General features: G+C 39.3%; 25 protein-coding genes. 21 read left to right on the forward strand and 4 right to left on the reverse strand.

Going from position 1 to position 21,262, the window contains the following annotated elements:
- Positions 1 to 76 precede the first annotated feature (76 nt).
- From AC0KVP_RS03385 to AC0KVP_RS03405, 5 genes are all read left to right on the forward strand, one after another.
- Positions 77 to 1,903, forward strand: a complete 1,827-nt coding sequence (locus AC0KVP_RS03385) for an NACHT domain-containing protein (protein WP_473338996.1) — start codon at positions 77 to 79, stop codon at positions 1,901 to 1,903.
- A gap of 123 nt (positions 1,904 to 2,026) precedes the next feature.
- Positions 2,027 to 2,170, forward strand: coding sequence for a zinc ribbon-containing protein (locus tag AC0KVP_RS03390; protein ID WP_473338999.1), 144 nt, complete (start codon positions 2,027 to 2,029; stop codon positions 2,168 to 2,170).
- A gap of 372 nt (positions 2,171 to 2,542) precedes the next feature.
- Positions 2,543 to 2,686 carry a zinc ribbon-containing protein gene (locus AC0KVP_RS03395; RefSeq protein ID WP_004695201.1) on the forward strand — a complete coding sequence of 48 codons (144 nt, stop codon included), beginning with the start codon at positions 2,543 to 2,545 and terminating at the stop codon, positions 2,684 to 2,686.
- Positions 2,687 to 2,805: 119 nt separating this feature from the next.
- Complete coding sequence (locus tag AC0KVP_RS03400) at positions 2,806 to 3,381, forward strand: DUF4126 domain-containing protein (RefSeq protein ID WP_159153321.1); 576 nt, start codon at positions 2,806 to 2,808, stop codon at positions 3,379 to 3,381.
- Positions 3,382 to 3,613: 232 nt separating this feature from the next.
- Positions 3,614 to 3,820: a hypothetical protein gene (locus AC0KVP_RS03405; RefSeq protein WP_004695205.1), complete on the forward strand. Its 207-nt coding sequence runs from the start codon at positions 3,614 to 3,616 to the stop codon at positions 3,818 to 3,820.
- Positions 3,821 to 3,900: 80 nt separating this feature from the next.
- On the opposite strand, the gene AC0KVP_RS03410 is transcribed toward AC0KVP_RS03405, so the two are convergent.
- On the reverse strand, positions 3,901 to 4,254 hold the full coding sequence (locus tag AC0KVP_RS03410) for a hypothetical protein (RefSeq protein WP_473339002.1): 354 nt from the start codon (positions 4,252 to 4,254) through the stop codon (positions 3,901 to 3,903).
- A 213-nt stretch (positions 4,255 to 4,467) separates the two neighbouring features.
- On the opposite strand from AC0KVP_RS03410, the gene AC0KVP_RS03415 reads away from it, so the two are divergent.
- The 14 genes from AC0KVP_RS03415 to AC0KVP_RS03480 all read left to right on the forward strand — a co-directional run bounded on the left by AC0KVP_RS03415 (position 4,468) and on the right by AC0KVP_RS03480 (position 14,378).
- Entirely contained in the window at positions 4,468 to 5,166 is a 699-nt protein-coding gene (locus AC0KVP_RS03415; RefSeq protein ID WP_473339005.1) for a hypothetical protein, read from the forward strand.
- 106 nt (positions 5,167 to 5,272) lie between these two features.
- A complete protein-coding gene (locus AC0KVP_RS03420) occupies positions 5,273 to 5,545 on the forward strand; it encodes a hypothetical protein (protein WP_473339007.1) in 273 nt (90 codons plus the stop codon).
- Positions 5,546 to 6,133: 588 nt separating this feature from the next.
- A complete protein-coding gene (locus AC0KVP_RS03425; RefSeq protein WP_010327416.1) occupies positions 6,134 to 6,529 on the forward strand; it encodes a VOC family protein in 396 nt (131 codons plus the stop codon).
- 637 nt (positions 6,530 to 7,166) lie between these two features.
- A complete protein-coding gene (locus AC0KVP_RS03430) occupies positions 7,167 to 7,832 on the forward strand; it encodes an RluA family pseudouridine synthase (RefSeq protein WP_473339009.1) in 666 nt (221 codons plus the stop codon).
- Between the two features lie 277 nt (positions 7,833 to 8,109).
- Positions 8,110 to 9,066 (forward strand): SNIPE associated domain-containing protein, encoded by a 957-nt coding sequence (locus tag AC0KVP_RS03435; RefSeq protein ID WP_473339011.1) that lies wholly within the window; start codon positions 8,110 to 8,112, stop codon positions 9,064 to 9,066.
- A 150-nt stretch (positions 9,067 to 9,216) separates the two neighbouring features.
- A complete protein-coding gene (locus tag AC0KVP_RS03440) occupies positions 9,217 to 9,603 on the forward strand; it encodes a ribonuclease E inhibitor RraB (protein ID WP_004695219.1) in 387 nt (128 codons plus the stop codon).
- A gap of 169 nt (positions 9,604 to 9,772) precedes the next feature.
- Positions 9,773 to 10,219, forward strand: coding sequence for an SRPBCC family protein (locus tag AC0KVP_RS03445; protein ID WP_473339012.1), 447 nt, complete (start codon positions 9,773 to 9,775; stop codon positions 10,217 to 10,219).
- A 58-nt stretch (positions 10,220 to 10,277) separates the two neighbouring features.
- Positions 10,278 to 10,628, forward strand: a complete 351-nt coding sequence (locus AC0KVP_RS03450) for a DUF488 domain-containing protein (RefSeq protein ID WP_279739213.1) — start codon at positions 10,278 to 10,280, stop codon at positions 10,626 to 10,628.
- Between the two features lie 180 nt (positions 10,629 to 10,808).
- A complete protein-coding gene (locus AC0KVP_RS03455; RefSeq protein WP_004695225.1) occupies positions 10,809 to 11,147 on the forward strand; it encodes a zinc ribbon domain-containing protein YjdM in 339 nt (112 codons plus the stop codon).
- Positions 11,148 to 11,288: 141 nt separating this feature from the next.
- Positions 11,289 to 11,654 (forward strand): 5-carboxymethyl-2-hydroxymuconate Delta-isomerase, encoded by a 366-nt coding sequence (locus AC0KVP_RS03460; RefSeq protein WP_168158245.1) that lies wholly within the window; start codon positions 11,289 to 11,291, stop codon positions 11,652 to 11,654.
- A 233-nt stretch (positions 11,655 to 11,887) separates the two neighbouring features.
- Entirely contained in the window at positions 11,888 to 12,223 is a 336-nt protein-coding gene (locus AC0KVP_RS03465; protein WP_004695228.1) for a YegP family protein, read from the forward strand.
- 110 nt (positions 12,224 to 12,333) lie between these two features.
- The gene (locus AC0KVP_RS03470) at positions 12,334 to 12,780 is read left to right on the forward strand and encodes a YybH family protein (protein WP_348959709.1); all 447 of its coding nucleotides are present in this window, start codon (positions 12,334 to 12,336) and stop codon (positions 12,778 to 12,780) included.
- 98 nt (positions 12,781 to 12,878) lie between these two features.
- The gene (locus AC0KVP_RS03475; RefSeq protein ID WP_348959708.1) at positions 12,879 to 13,283 is read left to right on the forward strand and encodes an NUDIX hydrolase; all 405 of its coding nucleotides are present in this window, start codon (positions 12,879 to 12,881) and stop codon (positions 13,281 to 13,283) included.
- Between the two features lie 39 nt (positions 13,284 to 13,322).
- Entirely contained in the window at positions 13,323 to 14,378 is a 1,056-nt protein-coding gene (locus AC0KVP_RS03480; protein ID WP_348959707.1) for a DUF1176 domain-containing protein, read from the forward strand.
- Here AC0KVP_RS03480 and AC0KVP_RS03485 read toward each other — a convergent pair.
- A complete protein-coding gene (locus AC0KVP_RS03485) occupies positions 14,375 to 15,310 on the reverse strand; it encodes a tRNA dihydrouridine synthase (protein ID WP_213072649.1) in 936 nt (311 codons plus the stop codon). The genes AC0KVP_RS03480 and AC0KVP_RS03485 overlap by 4 nt on opposite strands.
- Before the next feature lie 62 nt (positions 15,311 to 15,372).
- A complete protein-coding gene (locus AC0KVP_RS03490) occupies positions 15,373 to 16,959 on the reverse strand; it encodes an ATP-binding cassette domain-containing protein (protein ID WP_473339015.1) in 1,587 nt (528 codons plus the stop codon).
- 462 nt (positions 16,960 to 17,421) lie between these two features.
- Between AC0KVP_RS03490 and ampC the strand changes: the two genes are divergently transcribed.
- Positions 17,422 to 18,588 (forward strand): class C beta-lactamase, encoded by a 1,167-nt coding sequence (ampC, locus tag AC0KVP_RS03495; protein ID WP_473339017.1) that lies wholly within the window; start codon positions 17,422 to 17,424, stop codon positions 18,586 to 18,588.
- Positions 18,589 to 18,763: 175 nt separating this feature from the next.
- Here ampC and AC0KVP_RS03500 read toward each other — a convergent pair whose 3' ends face one another.
- Entirely contained in the window at positions 18,764 to 19,573 is an 810-nt protein-coding gene (locus AC0KVP_RS03500; RefSeq protein ID WP_010327405.1) for a cytochrome C assembly family protein, read from the reverse strand.
- A gap of 139 nt (positions 19,574 to 19,712) precedes the next feature.
- Here AC0KVP_RS03500 and ffh point away from each other — a divergent pair, with 139 nt between their 5' ends.
- Positions 19,713 to 21,119, forward strand: coding sequence for a signal recognition particle protein (ffh, locus tag AC0KVP_RS03505; RefSeq protein ID WP_010327404.1), 1,407 nt, complete (start codon positions 19,713 to 19,715; stop codon positions 21,117 to 21,119).
- Positions 21,120 to 21,262: the final 143 nt, after the last annotated feature.

The following is a 21,262-nucleotide window of genomic DNA, read 5'->3' on the forward strand; positions in this document are numbered from 1 at the left end:
ATTTTAGCTAAAAGCAATTGATTCTGTTGAACAAAAGCCCTATCTTGATGATAGGGTTTTTTATACTGGGAATAATATGCAAGAAGAATTAATTAAAACTTTTGTTTCTGAATTAATTACTCAATTTACGTTACCTATATTTAATGGGCTAAAAAAGCTAACTAAAGAAACAAATAATAAGATTCAAGTATCATTTAATTTATGCTTTTCTGAATATTTAGAAAGGAATTATGAGAGATATTCAAAAACAAAGACTCTTTTGTATAGAGAAATGCCTGTTAATATAAAAGATTTTTATGTCAGAACTGATTTGAGAATTAATTCTAAACTTATAAATGAAAATAATTTTATTGATGAGATAGAAAAGAATAAACGATTAATTATATTGGGGAATGCTGGTAGTGGGAAGTCAACATTTTGCAAGAGTCTTTTTGTTGAACTAATAGAAAAACCTGTTGGAGTCTTTCCAATTTTTATTGAATTAAGGCATCTTAATAGTTCTTCTGACAAGTCTATATATAATTTTATACTAAATCTAATGATTTCTATAAATCCTTCATTTAATAAAGAGCAATTAGACTATGCTTTTAAATTAGGGAAGGTTTTAGTTGTTCTGGATGGTTTTGATGAAGTGAATAGTGAAGATCGTGAATTAATAGAAAAAGAAATATTGTATTTATCAAACAATTATCATGGTGTCAGGATATTGATTTCTAGTCGCTTTGATAATAGGTTTTCTTCCTGGGAGGAGTTTTATCAATATAGGATTTTAGAGCTTGATAAAAATAAAGCTTTAACTTTAATTAATAAGCTAGATTATGATAGACAGGTTAAGACATCATTTTTAAAAGATTTAGACAAGAAACTTTATAGATCTCATACTAGTTTTGCTTCAAACCCATTGCTATTAACAATGATGCTTTTAACTTATGAGCAAATAGCAGAAATACCGAACAAGATACATTTGTTTTACGAACAAGCCTTTTTAACATTATTTAATAAACATGATTCACTGAAAAGTATGTACAAAAGAAAGTCATTTTCTCAACTTCCTTTAGATGATTTTAAACGTTGTTTAGAAGCATTTTGTATATTAAGTTATTGTGATCGTCTATATTCATTTGATGAAAATGAAATAAATAAATATATTGATAATTCTATTGCTATTTCAGGTGTTAATACAAATTCAATTGATTTTTTGAATGACTTGTTAGACTCGGTATGTATATTGCAAAGAGATGGCCTAGGTTTTAATTTTACTCATAGATCTTTTCAAGAGTATTTCTCTGCTCAATTTTTAGTAAATGTGACTAGTGCAAAAAAATATGATTTATTTGAAAAAATATTTAATATTAGTAGGCAAGATAGTGTTATTAGTATGGTGTATGATATAAATCCATATTTATTAGAAAAGGAATGGATTATTGATAAAATTTATAGAGTATCTTCCGATATTAATAGCCTCCGTAATTATAAAAATTATGATTTGTTAATTTTACAAAAATTTTACTCATCAGTCTCTATACATTATGATGAAGAAGCACAAGAAGAAATCATTGTTTTTGGAGTGGGAGGGGCTAGAAAATATAATGTTTTTTGTAGCCTCATACGAGGACTCTACCAAGATAGTTCTAAGGAATATTTTTTAAACAATAAGATTGCAACTAGGCAAGATATTGTGGAGTTTGAGAAAGAACTCATTGAATATATTAGGAATAATGGTGATATAAGTTTGGATAATGTAGATGAAATTGATCCGTATGCATATGAACTGATAAAAAAATCCCATTTATTAGAAGGTATTATTCAACAATTTGATTTTTTAAACTATCAATCTTCAATTTTGAAGCAAAACCATTGCAAACAAGATGTAGACATTATGTCTTTCCTGCTTAATAAATAATTTACTTTATTGGTTTTAAGTTTATCCTTTCCGCCACCGACTACCCGTCGGAAAGGTCAATAAATAATCAAAACTATCACGCTATAGTATATGTACCATTTCTAAAATCTATGGAGAACAAAGATGGTAACTGCTGGCGAAAAACCTGGAACAGGCTTCTATTTTTGTGTTCAATGCGGACACCGCACCTATTTAGAAATTGGTACTGATCGTTTACCTCCGTGTACCAAATGCTTTGGCCATCAATTTAACAACAAGATTGCCTAAGCTGCACACTGCAAACAGTTATCCACTGTTTTGAATCATGCCCTGTCATTAGATAGGGCTTTTTATTTGTTGGAAGAAGTGTTTTTGGATAAGCTAAAAATGCATGCCATGACACAAACGCATCTCGGCTTAAGAGAGTACATTTAAGATTCAACGCACTAAAGACAATAAGATAAGCCACCGACAGCAAGTTCATGTTTTGGATGTCAGGAAAGATACACTTTCATGACTAAATTTTATTTAGCTTAGCTATTTTTGAAATACATCATTTCTTACATTTATGACGTCATCATTTGTCAAAATGATCAATAGACATCCATCATAAAATGCATATACTAGTAAGACCATTTTCTAAACATATGGAGAACAAAAATGGTTACTGCTGGCGAAAAACCTGGAACAGGCTTCTATTTTTGTGTTCAATGCGGACACCGCGTCTACTTAGAAATTGGTACAGATCGTTTACCCCCGTGTACCAAATGCCAAGGCAATCAATTTAACAATAAGAATGCCTAAGCCAAAGATTTAACAGTTACCCACTGTTTTAAAGAAAAGCCCTATCACCCGATAGGGCTTTTTGCTAAGTTATAAAAAAGATAAAAAACATCCCAACTTAGGCCACATAGGAAAAGCACATGGAAACCATATTAGGACTTTGTATCGGTATTGGCTTAAGTGCGGCCTGTGGCTTTCGTGTCTTTGTCCCACTCTTGGTTATGAGCCTTGCATCTATTATGGGATGGTTCGAACCCATGCAAGGTTTTGAATGGTTAAGCATGCCATCGGTGTGTATCGCCTTAGCCATTGCAACTGTCTGTGAAATCGCAGCTTATTACATACCTTGGGTCGACAACGCTTTGGACACCATTGCAACGCCAGCCGCGATGGTCGCAGGAACACTCACCACTATGGCAGTCAGCAGCGGTGAAATGTCGCAGTTTGCCAGTTGGGCTGCGGCAATTATTGTCGGTGGAGGAACAGCAGGCGCCGTGCAAATGAGTACCGTTGCTGTCCGTGGGGTTTCAACCGCAACGACAGGCGGGGTTGCCAACCCACTGGTGTCTACAGTGGAGTGGGTCGGAGCCGTTTTACTGTCCGTGCTTTCACTACTGGTTCCAGTCTTGGTGGTGATTGTGGGCATTATTTTGGCGATCTGGGCCGTACGTTGGTTTAAACGTAAAAAACAACAAAGTATCAGAACACCTTTATAGTCTCGGCCGTTTTCTTATGGCATTGCTGGGTCTCTAAATTTTAAAAATAGAGTGGCTAATTTTTCCGTTATGTGGACATCAATCCTTTTAACTTGATATGGCTTAGAGATCAGTTTCACTTTTAAAATAATGATTGATTTTCATACGCTATCCGTTTAATTTTATAAATACATACTTTTTGTATGGTTTTGTTTGTAGTTGAACTTTATAAAAATTATTCGGGGAACTGTAAATGATAAAATTTATTGTAAATGAACAGCCTAGTGAAAAAGGCATTCATCATATTCATAATGCATCCTTAGGTTGTGCAGATTTACCCAGCTCGGAGGATCAAATTCTGATTGGTTATTTTGCCAATTATGAGCTGGCCTATAAACGGGCAAGAATGAACTGGCCCAGAGAAAAAGTCGAAGGTTGTGACAAGTGTTGTTTCAAATAATCAAAAACAAAAAAGCTCTGCAATTTATGCAGAGCTTTTCATTGTTGGATATGGATGCTCTATTTTTAAGCATTACAACATTAATGAATTTCAACTCGGGTTGTGACTTTAATTTTTCGACACTCTCGGTCAGCCTCGACTAAAGCGCGAATTTTAAAGTCAGAAAATCGAACCACTCGGTTTCGCATGGCAAACTGTTCAGATGTTTTAATTTCTAAGCACTGAAAAGGACGCAGATTTTTTAGGATGTGTTTTTGTTTATCTGTCATGTTCTGTGTCGATAAGTACACATAGCCTTTGGTGGTTTTTAGCAACATTTCATTTGGCTGAGCTTCGGTTGAGCTGGTGACTTTGACGATATGTGTTTTTAACACTTTGCATGCACTGAGGGAAAGCGCAAGGCATAGCATCAGCAGGGCAGTTTTGGTTTTCATGATGAAACGTATTTGAATGGTCTTTCGTCACTTTAGCCGAAAGTTTTCAACGGCAGCAATCAAAATATGACACTGATACGGTCATCTGTTTTAATTGTAGAGCATCCTACAAATAGGCTTCTGATAAATGCTAATTTGTGGTACAGATGCCAAAAATGAAGCATTCATTAGCGTGCGCTTTTACCTACTTTATTTAAAAAAATTAAGCAGACTATGAAAAAACAGTTCATTCAAACTTCTCTAATGTTCGCTGCAATGTTGGGTGTCTCCGCCAATCTGTGTGCTGAAAACTTAAGTGTAGAAGACATTCAGCGACAAAAAGCCACCAGTCAATACAAAGTTTATCTTCCTGCAAAATATACGGTGTTTGAGGTCGTACAAGGGGACTTAAACAAAGATGGCTTAAAAGATGTAGTTTTAATCGTCAAAGGTACGGATCCGAAACAGTGGGTCACCGATGAATACCGTGGGAAACTAGACCGCAACCGCCGTGGTGTGATTGTGTTGTTGAATGCAAAAGGGCAGTACCAAAAAGTCGTTCAGAACCTGTCACTGTTTTCTTCAGAAAATGAAGATGGCGGTGTGTACTTTGCGCCCGAGTTGGTGCCCTCTATCGAAAAAGGCCTGTTAAAACTGCATTATGCACATGGCCGTTATGGATATTGGGCCTATCAGTTCCGTTTAGAGGGGCGTGATATGCGCTTGATTGGCTATGACAGCTCCGATAATTTTGGCCCTTATGTGAATAGCGAAACCAGTGTCAATTTTCTCACCGCTAAGAAGCTGGTCAGAGAAAATCTCAACAAAGACCCTGATAGCGACCCTAAATTTAAAGAAACATGGAGCAAAGTGAATGTTGCTCCAATGTATTTGAGCACAATTCAGGACATCGACGATCTGAGTTTTGAATAGTCTTGGCTTAGTTTTTGCTAACTTATATTTCAAAATACACTTTTATGAGTGACGTGAGTCTGAGGCATCAGTCACATGACTGCTTGATCATGTATAGGGGAAAGAGATGGAAAATAAAGAACTGGCCTTGAGTGTTGAAGAGAAACCTAAGCTGAGTACAGCTGCTCATTTGATGGCAGGTTGGCCTTTGTTTTTAGTAATCATTGGTGGAGCAATCGGTGGAGCCTTAGCTGTGGTTGCTTATGTAATTAACCGAAAAATCTATCTGTCTCAGCTCAGTAATCTGCAGAAAGTTTTAGCTAATTTACTCTGTGGTATGTCCGCGATCAGTTTGTGGTGGTTTATTGCAACGTGGCTGCAAGGTTATATGGGGACTTAAGCATTCTGAAATGAGGGTGTAAAAAATGATAGAAGTTCATTTTATGCGATGAAATAGATGATTAAAGTATCACTATGAATGTTTTTTTCTGTTATTTGTGTATTTTGGGAAATATTTTTCATCATTGATTGAAATTAGCCAATCTTCGAAAATTCATCCCGTACCAATTTGCTTAATATAGCGTTTAAGGGTACAGGAATCGAAAAGAGTAGTTTGCGACTTGTTATCTATCAGATCAGCGTCGTACTTACCCACAAGGTCTCGATTCGGCTTAGGACGCTATAGATTATCCATTTATAGGCAAAAGTTTAGAACTTACCCAGTTTTAATCGTTGAAGTTATCTCCTGATCCCTAGAAACTAAATTATAAAAACAACACGATAAAAGATACATCCATTCAAATATTTTCTTCCATTTTAAAACTTCTATATTGCTCCGAATTTATCCAAATATTTGCTCTAACTGTGTCAAAACAAATTGGCGCTTTGGTTTGCGAAAACGGCTTTAAAAAAATTGCGATTTGATAACATTGGAACGCTTAGAGTTCTGCTATAACCATTAAAAGTCTGATAAAAATCTGGAACAACAATGAAAATATATGTCACCAGCATCATGGTCGATAGCCAAGAAAAAGCTTGTCAGTTTTATACAGAAAAACTCGGTTTTAAAGTCAAACATGATGTACCTGTGGGGGATTATCGCTGGCTGACTTTGGTTTCACCCGAAAGTCCAGAGGGGGTTGAACTGCTACTGGAGCCTGATGCACATCCTGCGGCACAGCCGTTTAAGGCTGCGATTAAAGCAGATCTAATTCCCTATACTTCTTTTCAAGTGGATGACCTTGATGCGGAATATGAACGACTCAAAAACCTAGGGGTACGTTTTACCAGTGAACCGATGCGGGCAGGAAAAGTTAAAGTTGCAGTCTTTGATGATACCTGCGGGAATCTCATTCAGCTGATGCAGGTCTGTGCAGGAAGTTGATTTTCTCATCTGTGATGCAGCAAAGAAATAAAATCCTGAGAAAAGCGCTTTTATGTGAGAAAAAAATCATAAATACGCTGCATTTGGGAAAATATTTTTTAGATAACCTGAAAGCCAAGATTTTTTTCCAAAAAAAGCCAAAAAGACTTTATCTTCGGGAAACAATCCCGCCCTTGGATTGTTAAATTATATCTCAAGGGTGTGACGGGATCGAAAAGAGTAGCATGCTACCAGTGGCGCAAAACGCGTGAGTAGTACTTACCCAAAAGGTCTTGATTCGGCTTAGGACGCTATAAATCAAAAGTTTATAGGCTATAAGATCATCACTTACAAAGTTATGATAGTTGAAGTAAACAACATGTTTTCCCAGACACCCTAAAAAATTTGAACTCGAATAAAATATAAATCAAAAAAATAAATTTTAATATTTCCTGCAGAAATTGAAAAATCCTGCTGTTGTAGTTTCACTTACATCATTTTATTTTAAGCTTTCAAGCCAATCAGCGCTGCTAAAAAGCTGGCTTATATGGAGTGATGGATGCCTAGGGTTAAGGCTGTTTTCCATATTTGGTGAATGATTGACAGCAGAAACACAGCTTGCTATTTTTCGCGCTCGCTTTTGTATGCTGTTATTCCCATGGCTCTAAATGACAACTTTATTTATGCACCGCCCCAAGAAGACTTGGTGATCGTTTATGAAGACGATGATTTGGTGGTGATTGAAAAGCCTGCGGGCTTGTTGTCGGTGCCAGGACGTTTACCAGAACACCAAGACAGCGCCTATTTACGGGTTTTAGCCCAGTATCCACATGCCAAAATTACCCATCGTTTAGATATGGCGACCTCGGGGATTTTAATGTTTGCCAAGCACCGCGATGCCGAAGTTGCTGTCAGTAAAATGTTCCAAGCCCGCACGGTGGATAAACACTATATTGCTTTAGTTCAAGGCCAGTTGGATGCTGAAGGCAGTGTTGAAGTACCACTGATTACCGACTGGGAAAATCGACCACGGCAGATCGTGCATTTTGAACTGGGTAAGCCTGCAAAAACGCTTTATCAAGCTCTTAGCTATGACATTGAGACCGATATTACGCGAGTTTTACTAACCCCGATTACGGGGCGTTCACATCAGCTACGTGTGCATATGCAATATATTGGACATCCAATTACAGGGGATAAGTTGTATCACCCTGAGCCGACACGGAGTCCATTAAAACGTATGGCTTTACATGCCAGTTTTCTCGCCTTTCAGCAGCCTTTAAGTGGAAAAGCGGTCGCGATTCATGGAAGTGTGCCATTTTAATTGCATCACATTTTGTCTCAATTGTGAGAAATACTTAAAATTTGGGATATCGGGCGGTTTAAAAAACCGTTAGCGTAAGTTGTGTAAGTGCACTTTTATCCAGTGTGCTTATCTTTGTTGAAATTAACATTTGAGTTTGGCTTTTTGGCCATGGTCACGACTGATTGAAATTGAATGAAAATAGGTTTGTCTGTTCCAAGGCTTACTGTTCGAGTTTCATGTGTTCTTACAGCTGAGTCTTTAAAATAAAAATGACATTCCCGTAGGGAGATAGGCCATGCTTTATGTACTCGCTGTCGTTCTTGTCCTGCTGTGTGCTGTTATATGCGGGCAAAAAATACACAGCCTTGCCCAAAAAAAGAAGATTGAATCCTTAGAAAGCAATTTAGAGCGCAGTCGAAACAGTTTAGAAGTTTATGAACAGCAGCAAAGTGAATTACAACATCGGCTGACCAGTTTAAGAATTGAGCTTGGAACACTCAGACAACGCAATGAAACCTTGAGTCCTTACCAAGAAATTATTGATGTCGAACACTATGTTATTGAACGGCACAACCAAGTTGAATTGTTTGCTGAGACGGTCAAATTTGATGCTGAACAAATGCTCAAACAATGTCGGCAGCGCATTGAAAAAGTACATCACTTCTTAGCGGAATATGAATGTAAAGCCAAAGAAGTTACCATGCAGCGCGCCAGAGAAAAACTGGGTGCTTTTTTTCACATGGCTGAAGAACGACAACATCTGGCTGAAATATCGAAGGCACTACACCATAAAATTGAAACCTACAGCCAGAGTTATCAACTGCCTTCGGAGCAGTTATTAGATGAACTCATCGAAGGCTATGGGAAAACGGATGCGGCTGGTCATTTACAAAAAGTCCGGCAACAAGTGATTCGTGCGGTTGAGCAAAATGAAGTTGTGACCTGTGCCTTTATGGATGAACATCGACGACTATCGGTGATGGTCTTGGTTTCACAGTTGTTTAATACGAAAGCAGATTTTTATTTACAACGTGTGAGTAAAGATAATCTTGGTCTTTTGATTCAAGCTTTGCAGGATGACTTTACCCTCATCAATCACTATGGTGCGGCCTTTGGTCATACTCAGATACAAGACAGTTATCTGGCTCTACGCTTAGAAGAACTTAAATTTGCGGCCTTATTAGAAAGCCTAAAAAGCAGTGATTTACAGTTTCAAGCGGATATTTTAGTTGAACATCGGGTTTTACAATAACGCGGTAAAGCCTACGTGAAATAAAGTCCAAACAACCTTCGAAAAATCAGATGTAACTGCTATAAAAATGAGCAAAATATGCTATGTTGAAGTCACTATTTTGTCACTTGCCAACGATATATTGGCTAAAAAGATAACAAGGACATACGCATGACACGTGATTATGAATTATATCCAGATGATGATAACGGAAATGTACTTTGGCAAATGGCTGAGGATGGCGACGACCTATCTGAACCGCATGAAATAGAATATTCGATTGCCTTTCAAGAGCAGTCACAAGCAGAAAAGTGTGCGTTGTATTTATTACAAGAAGAGCAAAAAATCACGTTGTTTGTTGATGAAGAAAGCGACGTATCTGAGTGGATTATTACCATCTATGTGTATATGGAACCTGAGTATTCAGACATTGTCGACTTAGAACAATGGTTTACTAAAATTGCAGAACAGTTTGGTGGTGAATATGACGGCTGGGGCTGTATGGCCTATGTCTATGACGACGAAGATGACGAGGACTATGAGCAAGGTCAGGCCTAAAAAATGGTCAAATTTAAAGCATGTTGAAAAACATGCTTTTTTTGTTGGTGGGTAGAAAAAGACAGCTGGCCACGTTTGGTTGTTTAAAAAAAGATGCACAAAAAACTACCGTATGTGGGGTTGAGCGTTCTAAACTAAATCTGAATATTTGAAAAGAACGAGAAAAACCATGTCAAATAGTGTCCAATTACACCGCGTATTTAGTGCGCCCGTCGAGCGCGTCTATCGTGCTTTTACCACCGCAGATGCATTAGTGAAATGGATGGCACCACACGGCTTTACCGCACATGTAGATCAGTTCGATTTGGGTGAAGGTGGTCAATATCGCATGTTCTTTACCAACTTCAGTACAGGCATGCAGCATTCATTTCATGGCACTTATCATGAAATCGTTGAAAACAGTTTATTACGCTATACCGATGAGTTCGATGTACCTGAACTGGCAGGAAAAATTGAAGTGCGTGTTGAGTTTAAAGAAGTATCTGTCGGTACAGAGGTTCATATTACGCAGTCTGGTTTACCCGATGTGATTCCTGTCGATGGCTGTTATCTGGGCTGGCAAGAGTCATTGCAACTCTTGGCTTTTTTAGTGAATCCAGACATTCCCGATGAATAGTGCTTCGTCATTTTTGAACAATAGAATAAGTTGCACAAAAGAATAAAAGGAGTTTTGTATGCCAATACGCATGAAGCGAATTTATGCGCCTGTCGAAGCAGAGGATGGTAAACGGATTTTGGTTGATCGGCTATGGCCGAGAGGGGTCTCAAAACTTGAGGCAAAAATAGATGAATGGCCAAAAACTCTTACGCCATCCAATGAACTGCGGAAATGGTACCACCAAGACATGGTGGCACACTGGGATGAGTTTAAAGTCCGTTATATGAAAGAACTGGAAGCACATCCCGCCGAGTTTAATGATTTGCGCCAACTGGCAGTGCGTGAGCAGATCACTTTACTTACCGCAGCCAAAGAAGAACAGCATAACCATGTGGTGATTTTGAAGCAGTGTTTGGAACAAAAGTAAGTATTGAGCTGATGCTATTACAGGGAAAATTTATATTTTCCTAGGCTTTATTTTATTCATCCCATGATAAGGCTAAAGCCTTAAAATAAATATGTGATTTGCATCGCTTTCGTCTGAAAAATGCTATATTGGCGCTTTAAGCAATGTGAATTGCTTATTTTTTTTATTTTTGAGGTTTTTATGTCTTTACCCAACTGCCCAAAATGCCAGTCCGAATATACCTATGAAGATGGTGACTTGCTGATCTGCCCTGAATGTTCAAATGAATGGAAAGAGGGAGAAGCAACTGAAGAAGTGGTGGCAATTAAAGATGCCAACGGCAACTTACTTGCTGATGGTGACACGGTAACGGTGATTAAAGATTTAAAAATTAAAGGTTCGTCATCGGTGGTGAAAGTCGGAACCAAAGTGAAAAATATTCGTTTATTGCCAGATGCCGCAGATGGTCATGACATTGACTGTAAAATTGACGGTGTCGGTGCGATGAAACTGAAATCTGAGTATGTGAAAAAAGCGTAATCCGCTGAGTTTGCAGTTCGAGATTAAAACGGAGTCAATTGGACTCCGTTTTTTGTTTTTTCAGCCATTTTGAAAAGACATTAAGCGTTGAAACACCCGCACAGCATGCTATAAAGATAAAAACTTGTTGAAGAATACGCTATGCCACATATCCACCTTGAATATTCAGACAATATCGACACCCTTGAAGTTAAGCCGATGTTATTGGCGTTAAACCAAGCTTTGCTGGATGGCCAGTTTGTACAATCGGGCAATGACATCAAAAGTCGTGCCATTCGACAGTCCGATTTTATGATTGGGGTAGAAGGCGATGCACAGGCTTATTTGCATGCCAAAGTGTCTTTATTAAGCGGACGAGATGAAGCTACTAAGTGTGCCATTTCGAGCCAATTGCTTAAAACTTTGCAGCAAAACTTTACCGCTCCTCAGGATTTAACGGTACAAATTTGTGTAGAAATTATTGAAATGCCAAAAAGCAGTTATAGCAAATTGGTATTAAAAGCATAAAATGATGAAGAGTGCCAAACCGTTTATTGGGCCGATACTGCGTGTCATTTAAACGGTTTGTGGCTGTCATGCGTTATTCATATAGCGCTGTTATTTTAAAAAAATAAAATTTGGGCTGGTAGTAAATGCACTTTTTTTTATAAAAGAAGTCATTTATATTTTATGAAATTGGATGTTTTTTTATTCAATTTTGGTGGATCTACAATCACTTTAAAATAACAATAGGTGAGCTTATGTCAGGATGGTACGAAGTAAGTCAGGCAAATGATGGCCAATATCGCTTTGTTTTAAAAGCGGGAAATGGCGAGGTCATTTTGACCAGTGAACTGTATAAAGCAAAAGCGTCAGCACATAATGGAATTGAGTCGGTGCAAAAAAACAGCCCCGATGATACGCGTTATGAACGCTTAGAAGCCAAAAATGGCAAACCTTATTTTAACTTAAAGGCTGCCAATCATCAGATTATTGGTACCAGTCAGTTTTATGCCAGTGAGCAATCCCGAGACAAAGGCATTGAATCGGTCAAAAACAATGGTTCAAGTACCACGATTAAGGATTTGACGACTTAAGATCAGATTACATATTTTGCTTGTTTTAAGAATTAAAGAAAACCGCGTGTTTGCTATGGATGGCGCACGCGTTTTTTTATGCAGTCTGATTTGTAGTGTGGGAGTGCGATGTGGATTTTCGATTAGTTGGAGATGAGCATGCAGGGCATGAAATTATCTTCAAACTCAAACAATGGGATGATGCCATTTGTAAAATGGATGTACAAAATATCATTCGTCTTTGTCAGAGTGATGTCAGCTTGTTTGATATTGGCTTTGAGCTAGAAGGTGTACAAGCCTACCAAGAATTGTGGAGACGATATGCCCCATTTTTTCAGGGGGAAATCAAAGTGTTTAGGCGTAACATCAATATTTTTAGTCGTGATGGTTTAGCTTTTTTACATTGTTATTCTAAACTGGATCATGCCAGTGGCGTTGCAACCCCAGAGATTCCTTGGTGCAGAACCACGCTATGTTTTCAAAAAACGGCAGGTGAGTGGTTGGTTGCCCATCAGCATATTTCGGTGCCTGTGGACTTTGAAACTAAAATGTCAAAGCCGATTCATTTTCCAGACTGAGCTCGACTAAAGCTTTGGCTTGGGTACAGGTTGAGCCACCTCCGTTTTGCTGGACTATGTTTGAATGACAACATGAACAACTTAAGAAGAAGGTATCTATGGCATTTCAAGACTTCTACCGACTGAGTTCTCATGCGGTGCTGACCAATGACGCAGGACAGGTTTTATTACTGAAAGCCAATTATGCCGATCAGGCTTGGGGGCTGCCTGGTGGAGCCTTGGATATGGGAGAAACCATTCATCAGGCTTTATTGCGTGAGTGCCAAGAAGAGCTCGGTTGTCAGGTTCGGATAGATTATTTATCGGGCGTGTACTTTCATTCGGCAGTGACCTCACATACATTTATTTTTAGGTGCCATTTGACTGCATCTGCTGAGATCAGCCTCAGTGATGAACATACTGCTTATGCTTGGTTTGATTTAGATCAGCTGTCGAAAGTACAACGGATTCGCGTTGAAGATTGTTTAAATTACACAGGTATCGTGCAAAGCCGAAGTTTTTGAGTGCAAAATTAAGATTCCTCTGAAGTGGAGTGAGTGCATATGTTGAATAATAAGATTATAAAACGAAATAGTCCCATTATTGGTGTGTTGCTGATGAGTGCCTTGAGCCAGTTGGCTCATGCTGAAACGGGTAACTATTTTATGCATAAAGACTGGGAACTTGCCTGTGATAATACGGGCATGTGCCGTGCGGTGGGGTATCAAAGTGATGCTCAGTTTGGTCATCCTATTTCATTACTGATTTCTCGCCCCGCAGGTGCAGGCAGTGCGGTACTCAGCCAAATTCAAGTGGCTGAGGAATTTACACAGGATACTGAAGCCAATTTAAACGTAGGAGGAACATCTCTGGGGAGCCTGACCATCGATGCCAAGAAAAGTACTGCGAAACTGTCCAGTGCTCAAAGTGCGCTGTTGTTAAAGGCTTTGGTAGGTGCAGAAGATATTCGTCTTACGACCCAAGCACAGCAATGGCAAATTTCAACTGCTGGGGCAAATGCAGTTTTGCTCAAAATGGATGATATACAAAAGCGTGTAAATACACCGAATGCGGTATATCAAAAAGGCAATCAGTCTGAGCAAAATGTTTTACAACCCAAAGCCATCCCCAAAATTGGCATCACGGGATATCGCCCTGCGGTTGCCAGCCACTTTGCCGTGGACAGTAAAAATGCCAATCAACTCTTTAAAAAGTTAAAAGCAACAACAGATGAACAAGACTGTCCAAATCTTTATGAGGCACGGTTTTTTGAGGAAGATCGGGTTTCAGTCTATCCGCTGAATGCGGAACAAGTGGTGGTTCAAGTACCATGCTGGCGTGGAGCGTACAATGAAGGTCTAGGCTACTGGGTCATGGACAAAGCATTGCAAAAGATTCAGCAGCAAGTCACCACATCAGGCTCAAGTTTTAGTGAGGCACAAATTTTCTCAGAACAAAAAGGGCGGGGTATCGCTGACTGTGGTATTCGTTCTGAGTGGGCTTGGAATGGAAAGGCTTTTGTCCTCAGTTATCAGGCACAATCGCAGCAATGTAAAGGCTTTGCAGGTGGTGCGTGGAACTTACCCACTTTTGTCGCGATCGTTGCGCGAACGGATTAAGTTGAGCTTGCGTTTAGTTTAAGAATAATGTCATCCAGCGGCTTGATACGTTTGACTTCATCCCAGAGGGCTTTGGCTTCAGGATAGTGTTTAGACATCATGCCCAACCATTGCTTATAACGTCCGACCATATTCATTTCTTTTTTATAGCCGCCGTTTAAAAAACGGATTTGTAAGCTCAGCAGCTCATTCCATGTCAGCAGAGGCGTATCGATATTTTGACGAATACATTGGGTCAAATCGGGTGTGGTCACAGCACCACGTCCAATCATCAAATCTTCACAGCCAGATTCTAAGCGACACTGTTTCGCGTCTGCATTGTTCCAAATTTCACCATTGGCAATCACATTGATCTTCAATGCTTCACGAATCGGGCGGAGCTGATCCCAAAAAGCGGGTGGGGTATAACCATCGGCTTTGGTACGTGCATGCACCGTAACCCAAGCCGCACCAGCATCCTCAATGGCATGAGCATTGTCCAACATAAAATGTCGGTCCATATAACCTAAGCGCATTTTCGCAGAAACAGGAATGTGTGCAGGAACCGCATCACGTACTGCTTTGACCAGTTCATGTACCACTTCTGGCTCATCTAAAAGCACCGAGCCACCACGGTGACGGTTCACGGTTTTGGCTGGACAGCCAAAGTTCATATCAATGGCGGGTGCACCGAGTTTCACTGCACGGATGGCATTGGCAGCCAACATTTCAGGGTCATTGCCCAAAAACTGCACATGCACGGGTGTTCCTGCCGCCGTTTTTCCGCCATTGAGTAATTCAGGGCAATACTGGTGGTAAATATGATCGGGTAAGACCGAATTGGTCACACGGATAAACTCGGTCACACACCAGTCGAAGCTACCTACAGACGTGAGCACATCACGCATGATTGGGTCGGTTAAGCCTTCCATTGGTGCAAGAATGAGTTTCACAGCGGTGTCACCAGTCAAATAGAAAAACGGTGTTATACGCAAATCCGATCACGCTGTCTAGTCTAATGCGTTTGGGTTAAATCGAAATAGCTTTGAATCTGTGTCTCCTCGACAAAGGCGTCATCATGTGAAACTAAAATAACCGCCCCTGTAAAATCGCGAATAGCCTGTGCCAACAGTTGTCTTGAGTCGATGTCGAGATGATTTTCAGGTTCATCCAGTAGCAGTAAGTTCACAGGCTGTGCTGCGAGACTGATACACAGTAAGGCAACTTTGAGTTGTTCACCGCCACTAAGTAGTGAGATGGGAAGCAGAGCTTTATCTCGTCGAATTCGAAGTTGCCCCAATTGATTTCGACACGCCTCATCGGACAAAGACGGATTCAATAACTGTAAATTGTGTACCGCATTCAGTTCTGGATTCAGTAGGCTAAAGTTTTGATCTAAATATAACGATGCTCCTCGCTTAAAAATGTCTCCCGATTGAACATGACTATGATTTTGAATGGCACGAAGTAGAGTCGACTTACCTGAACCATTTTGGCCGCGCAGTTGGATTTTTTCTCCGCTATGTAAGGCAAAAGAAATAGGGGAGATAGAAAGTGCTGCTAAAACCACTTCTTTTAAACGAAGAATTTCACCAGTTTGTTTAGGTTGAAAATGGAAATCAAACTTTTGTGACTTAATCTGTTCTAGTTGCTGCTGTTTGTTTTTGAGCTCATCTTGCGCTTGTTCCTTTTGGCGAAGTTGTTGCTGCGCGACTCCCGATAAGGTTTGACTCGCACGTTCTTTTTTAAAGTCGAGTAGGATTTTGGCTTGAGAACCAGAGCTTCGTAATTTCTGCCCAGACTTTTGCCTTTTCTGGGCTTTCATGCGCTGTTCATGCTGTTGGATTTGTAATTGTTTGAGTTCGCGTTTCTCTTGCGAGATATTGTGTTGTAGCGCCTGCTGGTGTTGCTCTGTGTGTGACTGATACTCGGCATAGTTGCAACGGAAGTGTTGCAAACCAAAATCATTTAAAACATAGGTATTGGAGATTTGATTTAACAATGTGCGGTCGTGGCTAATGACTAAACAGCCAGCAGGATGTTGAAGGATTTTTTGACTTAACCACGCACGACTTGCATGATCTAAGTGATTACTGGGTTCATCAAGAAGTAAATAATGCCCAGTTTGTAAAAAAAGGCAGCACAACGCCAGTTTGGTTTTCTGACCTTCACTGAGTTGAGAAACTGAGCTAGATAGATCTGTAGGTAAGTTTGCACTTTCTAGCAATTTCAACCATTCAGTGGGTTGATGCCATGCATGTTCGACGCGATCATAGTCTTCAAAGCTCGCAGTCGATTGTTCAATACGCTGAAAACTTACATACAGGTCAGCAATATTAAGGGCTTCGGCAAGCGTACAGTTGCTTAAACGCTCGAGCTGACTTAAGTAGGAAAATGGCATACGCCAAATCACTTCGCCACTCGCATAATTGGGCATGTGCGTCTGAGTGAGTAGCGACATTAATATTGATTTGCCTTGACCATTTCGTCCAATCAGAGCTGAACATTGGGCAGCGGGCAATTCAAAGTTTAAATGCTGAAAAAGTGGTTCATAAGCAAATTGAACGTTGAGATTTTTTACAGTACAGGCCTGTTGGGTCATTGAAGACTCCTTTATACAGGACATACAAAATAAATTTTTATAGAGATATAGAGTAGTAAATAAGTTTATTTTGCACGTCAGAAAACACATAAATTAGATTTGACGGAAAAAAAAACTTACTTCATTGGCGTTACTCTAAAATAGAACAAGGGAGGTGTAATAATTTTAATAAGTATAGCAGGTGGATAAAAAACGATCCATCTTATTGTCTTTCTTATGTACTTAAGGTTTATCGATCAGTGCTATTGGTTAGGGAGTTGTCATACACTAGTCGAAGCTTTCTGTAGATGTATGTACAACCCGCATGATTGGTTTAGTTAGGCTTTTGTGAGTGCCTAGATGAGTTTTAAACTTATTTCGCATAACGCCCACTTCATTAAAGAAGAGGTAAGGATTTATTACAGAAAATATATTAGATAAGTGAGAACATTGTTATTTGTATTATTGAGGCTAATAGCAGGAATGTTATCTAAAACCCAAAGACTATTTGAAACTAGTCTCTTTATCTTTGCCGTGGGATGTAGCATCCATTCAAATGCATATGAAATCGAGGCAAATCAAAAAGATATTGAAACTGCTGTTAACCAGTCATTTAAACCACTTATGGAACAGTATGGTGTGGCAGGAATGGCGATAGGCGTCATTTATAAGGGAGAAAACTACGAACACTATTATGGTCTTCAATCTAATAATGATAATAAAAAAGTAGATAGTCGGACTATCTTTGAGTTGGGTTCTGTCAGCAAACTTTTTACTGCAACCGCGGGTGCTTATGCTAAGGCTCAAGGAAGATTATCTTTTAACGATCATCCAAGTCAATATTGGCCAGCTTTAAAGAATTCAGAAATTGATAAGGTGAGTTTGCTGGAATTAGCGACCTATACTAGCGGTAATTTACCTTTACAATTTCCTGATTATGTCAAAACAGATGAGCAAATTTTAGACTATTTTAAAAATTGGCATATAAAAAAACCTTCTGGTAAATATCGTCAATATTCAAACCCAAGTATTGGATTGTTTGGCGAGTTAACAGCAAGATCAATGAAAGTCCCTTTCCCATCATTACTAGAACAGGTGATTTTTCCAAGTCTTCATTTAAAACACACTTATGTGAACGTTCCAGAGGAACAGATAGAACATTACGCTTTTGGGCATGATCAAAAGAATAATCTTATTCGAGTTAATCCTGGTGCATTAGATGCTCAAGCATATGGGGTTAAATCTACACTTCCAGATATGCTGAATTTTTTAAACTCAAATTTGAATGTAGAAAAAAATAGTTCAAAGATAAAGACAGCCATTTTAGAAACGCACAAAGGCTATTTCAAGCTTGGAAATATGACGCAGGCGCTTGGGTGGGAGACATTCTCTTATCCGACTACTTTAGAAATTTTGCAAGAGAGCAATTCTGAAAGTGTTGTTATGCAATCAAATCCAGTTATAAAGGATATTAGTCAGTCAAAATCCAAAGTTTTTCATAAAACTGGTTCTACTAATGGTTTTGGAACTTACGTTCTTTTTATTCCTGAAAAAGGCTTTGGGCTAGTCATGTTAATGAATAAAAGAATCCCAAATGAAGAACGGATAAAAGCGGCATACAACGTATTCAATACAGTAAAAAGTATTTAAGTTTTTCTAAAATTTACATAATACGAAATGCACTCGATAATTTATTCTAAATCAAAATATTGAGGTCTACTAAAAAGCCCAGTTTATTTAAGCTGGGCTTTTCTACTGAATTATCACGCTCCTACTTATCGAGCAGTGCTCTGCATATTTAATAATGCAAACTTAACAAAAGACTTTATCGACCTAAAATCATTTCCAATACAAACTTAGATCCGATAAAACCGACAGCCAACAAGAAGAATCCAATTAAGGTAAAACGAATCGCTTTTTGACCGCGCCAACCAAAACGGTAATGTCCGATGAGTAAAGCCCCATACACAAACCAAGAAATAATACTAAAAGCGGTTTTATGTGCCAGATGTTGGGCAAAAAAGTTATCGATGGTAAAGAAACCAAACACCAATGCTACAGTCAGTAAAAGAAAACCCGTTTTAATTAAGTCAAACAGTAAAGATTCCATCGCTTGAAAAGAGGGCAGTAAGTTGACCCAAAAGCGTTTTTTTTGTTTGTTCTTTAACTCTCGATCTTGGAACCATAAAATCACGGCTTGTATGGTCGCCATCAGTAGCACGGCATAGGCGGACAGCGATAAAATAATATGAATATCTAAGCCCAATGAGCGCTGTTCAATAAATTGAGTGGACTGACTAAAGGCAAAACCTAAAATGAGTCCTGTAGCGGCCACAGGAATGCCAATCAGGTTCAAAGCTAGAATTGGACGATAAGTGCTATAGAGTAGACTAAGTAATAGCATGAGCCCCGATGTAAATGACATTAAGACAAAAACGTCATAATTCACCCCCATCGGCGTGAGCATGTCATGGTACAAAACAGTTGCATGTAGTAATAAGCCTAAGCCTAAAATAATGCCAATAAACCAATGGTTTGGATCACGTTTAGCCATTAATTTGAGGAACAAATACCAAAAAGAGGTGGTATAAGCGACTAATGCTAAGATGGTGTAAACCAAGGGCAGGCTAATCATGTCAAACCTTTTTCAGGATGATGAATATTCATTTATATAAATTCGGTGCGAACTACAGTATCCTATAGCATTCTATGCATAAATTTTCTATTTTAAGAAAGATTTTTTTTGCAACTAGCAATTTTAAGCGGATTTTGCAATGTTTGATACCTTAACGGAACGACTCACGCAGAGTTTAAGAAATGTTACTGGCTCTGGGCAGCTAACCGAAGACAATATTAAAGATACCCTACGTGAAGTACGTATGGCACTTCTTGAAGCCGATGTTGCACTTCCTGTAACTCGTGAATTTATCGCGAAAGTTAAGGAAGAGGCATTGGGTCAAGAAGTCATGACTCAATTATCGCCGGGCCAAGCATTTGTTAAAATCGTGCATGACGAATTAACAAAAATGATGGGCGAGGCAAATGAAAGCCTTGATCTTGCAGCAAAACCTCCTGTTGTAGTCCTACTCGCGGGCTTACAAGGTGCAGGTAAAACAACAACGGCTGCAAAACTTGCTCGCTTCTTACAAGAACGCCAAAAGAAAAAAGTAGCGATGGTATCTGCCGACGTTTACCGTCCAGCAGCAATTAAACAGCTACAAACCGTTGCAGGTGAAGTTGGCGCGATTTTCTTTGAATCGAGTGCAGACGAAAAACCGATTACCATTGCAACACGTGCAATTGAACAAGCCAAAATTCAGTTTGCGGATGTCTTGATTGTCGATACTGCAGGTCGTCTACACGTAGACGATGAAATGATGGACGAGATCAAAGAACTTCATGCGGCAATTAAGCCAACTGAAACTTTGTTCGTGGTCGATGCAATGACCGGTCAGGATGCGGCAAATACAGCCAAAGCCTTCAATGATGCACTGCCATTGACTGGTGTGATTCTGACCAAAACTGATGGTGATGCACGTGGTGGTGCGGCGCTTTCAGTACGCGCAATCACAGGTAAGCCAATCAAATTTTTAGGTATGGGCGAAAAGCTCGATGCCTTAGAGCCATTCCATCCTGAACGTGTTGCACAGCGTATCTTGGGTATGGGTGACGTACTTTCTTTGGTCGAAGAACTTGAACGTAAAGTCGACAAAGAAAAAGCCGAAAAAATGGCGAAAAAACTGCAAAAAGGCGGCAGCTTCAACTTTGAAGATATGCTAATGCAGTTTGAGCAAATGAATAAAATGGGCGGCATGATGGGCTTCTTGGATAAGCTGCCTGGCATGAGCAATGCAGGGATTCAAGATGCGTTGGCGCAAGCGAACCCTGAAAAGCAAGTGAAAAAGATGGAAGCGATTATCCAATCGATGACCATCAAAGAGCGTCGTAATCCGGACCTGATGAACCCAAGCCGTAAAAAGCGCATTGCAGCAGGCTGTGGTATGGATGTTGTTGAAGTCAATAAATTGATTAAACAACATGCGCAAATGGCGAAAATGATGAAGAAATTTGCCAATCCATCGGGTATGGCAAAAATGATGAAATCATTAAGCGGTATGCAAAAACAGTTTGGTGGCGGCGGCGGAATGGGACCATTATTTGGTGGGAACGATAAGAAGTAATCTACTTCTTAGCATTTCAGCAAAAGGCGCCTTGAGCGCCTTTTTTTATGTTGTTTTGTGAGTCATGGAAAATATTATGTGTATTTTTAATACCGTCGCTTAATAACAAAAACGCACTGTTTATGGCTTGAAAGTTGCGTAAA

The organism is Acinetobacter sp. DL27, assembly GCF_055810995.1.